The 4727-nt window shown below is 60.7% G+C and carries 5 protein-coding genes; 3 read left to right on the forward strand and 2 right to left on the reverse strand.

Annotation, left to right across the window (positions count from 1 at the left end):
* Positions 1 to 150 precede the first annotated feature (150 nt).
* Together A7K61_RS30230 and gloB are read right to left on the reverse strand one after the other, a co-directional pair.
* Positions 151 to 1551: a transglycosylase SLT domain-containing protein gene (locus A7K61_RS30230; protein ID WP_069558992.1), complete on the reverse strand. Its 1401-nt coding sequence runs from the start codon at positions 1549 to 1551 to the stop codon at positions 151 to 153.
* A gap of 98 nt (positions 1552 to 1649) precedes the next feature.
* Complete coding sequence (gene gloB, locus A7K61_RS30235; RefSeq protein ID WP_069558993.1) at positions 1650 to 2417, reverse strand: hydroxyacylglutathione hydrolase; 768 nt, start codon at positions 2415 to 2417, stop codon at positions 1650 to 1652.
* Positions 2418 to 2482: 65 nt separating this feature from the next.
* On the opposite strand from gloB, the gene A7K61_RS30240 reads away from it, so the two are divergent.
* The 3 genes from A7K61_RS30240 (at position 2483) to dnaQ (ending at position 4611) form a co-directional block, all read left to right on the forward strand.
* Complete coding sequence (locus A7K61_RS30240) at positions 2483 to 3241, forward strand: class I SAM-dependent methyltransferase (RefSeq protein WP_003190694.1); 759 nt, start codon at positions 2483 to 2485, stop codon at positions 3239 to 3241.
* A 31-nt stretch (positions 3242 to 3272) separates the two neighbouring features.
* Positions 3273 to 3725, forward strand: coding sequence for a ribonuclease HI (gene rnhA / locus A7K61_RS30245; protein ID WP_003173571.1), 453 nt, complete (start codon positions 3273 to 3275; stop codon positions 3723 to 3725).
* A 145-nt stretch (positions 3726 to 3870) separates the two neighbouring features.
* Positions 3871 to 4611: a DNA polymerase III subunit epsilon gene (gene dnaQ, locus A7K61_RS30250; RefSeq protein WP_164692278.1), complete on the forward strand. Its 741-nt coding sequence runs from the start codon at positions 3871 to 3873 to the stop codon at positions 4609 to 4611.
* Positions 4612 to 4727: the final 116 nt, after the last annotated feature.

A 4727-nucleotide genomic window follows, 5' to 3' on the forward strand; every position in this document is an offset into this window, starting at 1 on the left:
AAAAGTGAGCCGCCGTCAGGGCGGACCCCTAAGTGGCCGTTACCTAAATAACGGATATATACCCGGTCAGACCCAACGTTCTGGTCGGCTGTCAGGCCGCCTTCGCGGGCAAGCCCGCTCCCACATGGGTTCCCCACAATGCCTGAGGCCTTAGCGCGGCCCGGAAACCACCAGCATCTGGCCTGGCTTCAGTGCCTGGCCGGTGCGCGGGTTCCAACGCTTGAGATGTTGCATCTCAACGTTGAAGCGCTTTGCCACCATGTACAGCGAGTCACCTTTCTTGACCTTGTACTGCACCGGTTTTTTCGCCGCAACTTTGCGCGTGTCCTGCATCACCAGGGTCTGGCCGACCTTGAGGGCCTGGCCGTTGAGCTTGTTCCAGCGCTGCAGGTCATGCACATCGACCTTGTTGGCCTTGGCGATCAGCGTGAGGTTGTCGCCACTGCGTACCTTGTAGTTGCGGGTGCGCCCTGCAACGGCCTTGGTCTCGACTTCGTCGAACACCGGCTTTTTCGGGCGCATGCTCAGCAATTCTTCCGGCTTCATCGTCGAAAGGGTGCTGGTCAGCAACTGGGCCTTGGAGGTCGGCACCAGCAGATGCTGGGGGCCGTCCAGGGTGGTGCGTTGTTTCAAGGCCGGGTTGAGCTGGAACAGCTCGTCTTCGTCGATCTCGGCCAGCGCGGCAACCCGTGACAGGTCCATGCTTTGCTTGACTCCAACCACTTCGAAGTACGGCGTGTTGGCAATCGGGTTCAGGTTGACGCCGTAGGCTTCAGGCGCCAGTACCACCTGGGACAAGGCCAGGAACTTGGGCACATAGTCCTTGGTTTCCTGGGGCAGGGGCAGGTTCCAGTAATCGGTGGGCAGGCCGAGTTTTTCGTTGCGCTCGATTGCCCGGCTGACCGTGCCTTCGCCGGCGTTATAAGCCGCCAGGGCCAGCAGCCAGTCGCCGTTGAACATGTCATGCAGACGTGTCAGATAGTCCAGGGCGGCGGTGGTGGAGGCGGTGATGTCGCGGCGGCCGTCGTAGGCGCGGGTCTGGCGCAGGTTGAAGTAGCGCCCGGTGGAGGGAATGAACTGCCACAAGCCGACCGCATCGCTGCGCGAATAGGCCATTGGGTTGTAGGCACTTTCAATCACTGGCAGGAGCGCCAGCTCCAGGGGCATGTTGCGTTCTTCAAGGCGTTCGACGATGTAATGAATATAGAGGCTGCCGCGTTCGCCGGCATTCTCCAGAAAGGACGGGTTGCTGGCGAACCACAGGCGCTGTTGCTCGATACGCGGGTTGACGCCGACACCGTCCTGCAATTGAAAGCCCCGACGCATGCGTTCCCAGACATCCTGGGGCACTTCGGGGCTAGGCTTCTCTGATAGCCAAATAGGTTTTTGCTTGATCTTGGCAGCAAGATTCGGTTTGGGTTGCACGGTGGATTGTGCAGCGTAATGAGTCGATTGGCAGCCCGCCAGAGTTGCGGAAACGGCCACCGCCACGGCTTGAGCCAGGCGGGTCAATGCGTCTGAAGAAATGGATTTACGAATAGATGACGACATTGGCTGGAAGTAAGTTCCGGGCAAAAATGTCGGGCGATTCTAGAAAGCGCTGTGGTTCCGGTCAACCATTCAGAAATTACGTATCAGATTGCATCTGGTTAGAACTTATCTTTCCAAGCCCTCAAGCTAGCAAACACCTCGGCCCCAGAGCGGTTGTCGCGGCCGTTCCGTTCGTCCGCTTTTTGTTTAACGGATGTTTCAGCGGTGCGCAAAAATGGGTTAGTACGTTTTTCCAGGGCCAGGTTGGATGGCAGCGTCATCTCGCCACGGGCGCGGAGTTGGGCGACATTTTCCACCCGTTCGGCGATGTCGGCGTTGTGCGGCTCCACGGCTTGGGCAAACTTGAGGTTACTTTGTGTGTACTCGTGGGTGCAGTACACCTGCGTATCGGCGGGCAGGGCGGCCAGGCGTTCCAGGGAGCTGTACATCTGTTCGGGCGTGCCCTCAAAGAGGCGACCGCAGCCGGCAGCAAACAAGGTATCGCCACACAGCAATACGCCTTGGTGGTAAAAGGCGATGTGGCCCAGGGTATGGCCTGGCACGGCGTACACGTCGAAGTCCCAGCCCAGCACGCTGATACGGTCGTTATCGTGCAAGGCCACATCCCGCGCCGGGATCTTTTCGTTGGCCGGGCCGTAGACCTTGGCGCCGGTGGCATTTTTCAGTTGCTCGACACCGCCTACATGATCATGGTGATGGTGGGTGACCAGGATGTCGCTGAGGGTCCACGCCGCATTCTGCTTGAGCCAGGCCAGCACTGGCGCGGCATCGCCGGGGTCGACCACGGCGCAGCGCTGGGTGGCGGGGTCTTGTAACAACCAGATGTAGTTGTCGGTGAAGGCGGGTAGGGCACTGATCTGTATCATTCTTCGATTCGCCAAGCTGAACACATTGGTGCATCTTAGAACGTCTAGGCGAGTTGGAGAATGCAATGACTGATAAAGCGTTCGCCCAGGCCGATCCTGAGTGGCTGGCCCTGATCAGCGCGGCCCGCGAATGGTTGTCCGGGCCGATTGGGCAGTTTTTGCTGGAAGAAGAGCGGCGCATGCTCGAAGACGAGCTGGGCCGGTTCTTTGGTGGCTACCTGGTGCATTACGGTCCGTCAGCCGACACGCCGCCCTCGGCGCCGCAGGTGCAACGCAATGTGCGCCTGGGCGCGCCGTTGCCGGGGGTGGAAATCGTCTGCGAGGAACAGGCCTGGCCCTTGAGCGAACACGCCGCCGATGTGGTGGTGTTGCAGCATGGCCTGGATTTCTGCCTGTCACCCCACGGTTTGCTGCGCGAAGCGGCCAGCAGCGTGCGCCCTGGTGGCCATTTGCTGATTGTCGGCATCAACCCCTGGAGCAGTTGGGGCCTGCGCCGTGTGTTCGCCCATGACGGACTGCGCCAGGCGCGTTGCATCGCGCCATCACGGGTGGGCGACTGGCTCAACCTGCTGGGCTTCGCGCTGGAGAAACGCCGCTTCGGGTGCTATCGTCCGCCGCTTGCGACAGCCAAGTGGCAGGGCCGCCTGGCCGGTTGGGAACGCCGCGCAGGGGCCTGGCAGCTGTCGGGTGGCGGCTTCTATTTATTGGTTGCACGCAAGATCGTGGTCGGGCTGCGACCGGTGCAACAAGTACGCCGCGAGCCGATCGGCAAGCTCGTGCCGATGCCGTTGGCCAAGGTCAACCGCGAACAACGCGAACCGTAAAACCTCTTTTTGATTTCAGGCCGAATAACCGATGACCGATAGCGTAGAACTCTTCACCGATGGCGCCTGCAAGGGCAACCCGGGCCCAGGTGGCTGGGGCGCCTTGCTGGTGTGCAAGGGCGTGGAGAAGGAACTGTGGGGCGGCGAAGCCAATACCACCAATAACCGCATGGAACTGATGGGCGCCATTCGCGGCCTCGAAGAACTCAAGCGGCGCTGCAACGTACTGCTGGTGACCGACTCGCAATATGTGATGAAGGGCATCAACGAGTGGATGGTCAACTGGAAAAAACGCGGCTGGAAGACGGCGGCCAAGGAGCCGGTCAAGAACGCCGACCTGTGGCAATTGCTCGATGAGCAGTGCAACCGTCACGACATCACCTGGAAATGGGTACGCGGGCACATTGGCCATCCAGGCAACGAACGTGCCGACCAGTTGGCCAACCGTGGCGTGGATGAAGTGCGCGGCTACAAGCAGAGCTGAATCAGCAGCACGTTTGCTAAACCTTGTAAAAAACTGTTGGGTGTTCACCGGTGGCTGGGTGCCATGGGGCGCTTCGTTTACAGAGCGTGCTAATATCCCGCCCCTTGAACTGTACCGAACCGTTGAGAGCTGAACCCTGATGGCCATCCGATCTGTTGTACTCGATACCGAAACCACCGGCATGCCGGTGACCGATGGTCACCGGATCATCGAAATCGGCTGTGTCGAACTGATGGGGCGCCGCCTGACCGGCCGCCACTTCCACGTCTACCTGCAACCGGACCGTGACAGTGACGAAGGGGCGATTGGCGTCCACGGCATCACCGATGAATTCCTCAAGGGCAAGCCGCGCTTCGCCGAAGTGGCCGATGAGTTCTTCGAGTTCATCAACGGCGCCCAGTTGATCATTCATAACGCGGCGTTCGACATCGGTTTCATCAACAACGAATTTGCCCTGATGGGGCAGACCGACCGTGCGGACATCTCCCAGCACTGCACGATCCTCGATACCCTGATGATGGCCCGCGAGCGTCACCCGGGCCAACGCAACAGCCTCGACGCCTTGTGCAAGCGTTATGGCGTCGACAACTCCGGCCGTGAACTCCACGGCGCCTTGCTCGACTCCGAGATTCTGGCCGACGTTTACCTGACCATGACCGGCGGGCAGACCAGCCTGTCCCTGGCCGGTAATGCGTCCGATGGCAGCGGTTCGGCGGAGGGCTCGGGCAACCGCCCTTCGGAAATCCGCCGCTTGCCGGCTGATCGCAAGCCGACGCCGATCATCCGCGCCAGCGAGCAGGACCTGGCCGAGCATGCGGCGCGGCTGGAGGCGATCGCCAAGGCGGCGGGCGCGCCGGCGTTGTGGACGCAACTCACTCAGCAATAACCGCTCAAGTGGGTAGCCTGCGGTGGTGGTCTGACAGCCGACGGTAACCACGATGCGAAGCGAGCCGCTCTTGATCTGCTCTTGCTCTGCTTTTGATCTTGATCTCAAGCGCCCCG

The organism is Pseudomonas sp. AP42 (assembly GCF_001728935.1).
Taxonomy (GTDB): domain Bacteria; phylum Pseudomonadota; class Gammaproteobacteria; order Pseudomonadales; family Pseudomonadaceae; genus Aquipseudomonas; species Aquipseudomonas lactis.

Bases quoted from the DNA above. Each gene is read 5' to 3' on its own strand.
- rnhA (WP_003173571.1), top strand. From the start codon at position 3,273: ATGACCGATAGCGTAGAACTCTTCACCGATGGCGCCTGCAAGGGCAAC.
- A7K61_RS30230 (WP_069558992.1), bottom strand. From the start codon at position 1,551: ATGTCGTCATCTATTCGTAAATCCATTTCTTCAGACGCATTGACCCGC.
- gloB (WP_069558993.1), bottom strand. From the start codon at position 2,417: ATGATACAGATCAGTGCCCTACCCGCCTTCACCGACAACTACATCTGG.
- A7K61_RS30240 (WP_003190694.1), top strand. From the start codon at position 2,483: ATGACTGATAAAGCGTTCGCCCAGGCCGATCCTGAGTGGCTGGCCCTG.